Here is a 351-nt window from a genome sequence, read left to right as displayed (position 1 = left end):
GTTCACAGAAGGCAGGGTCATCGCCGCCGGGCAGGCCAGCGGTTTCGGGAACTGGATCGTCCTCGATCACCAGATCGACGGGAAGGTGGTTTCGACCGTCTACGGGCACATGTTCGACGACGGTGTCCTGGTCAAGAACGGTGATCACGTCTCCGCCGGTCAAGAGATCGGCCGCATCGGCAATGCCGGCGAGACCACCGGCGCTCACCTGCACTTCGAGGTCTGGGACGGAGGCCGCCTCCCCGATGGCGTCGGCACCGCCGTCGACCCCGCGCCGTGGATCGAGCGTGCCCAAGAACCCGGCCAGGCCAGTCCGCAGGCCACCGACCCCGGTTCGAACGGTGGCCAGCC

1 protein-coding gene is annotated in these 351 nt (G+C 67.8%); it reads left to right on the top strand.

Annotation, left to right across the window (positions count from 1 at the left end):
- Positions 1 to 351: M23 family metallopeptidase (locus tag MLGJGCBP_RS44400; protein WP_160104007.1), on the top strand; the 351-nt coding region annotated here is incomplete at both ends.

Origin of the sequence: Rhodococcus sp. T7, from assembly GCF_009872365.1 — a bacterium.
GTDB lineage: Bacteria > Actinomycetota > Actinomycetes > Mycobacteriales > Mycobacteriaceae > Rhodococcus_F.
The sequence above is the reverse complement of the archived record's forward strand: the minus strand, read 5'-3'. Positions and strand labels throughout refer to the sequence as shown.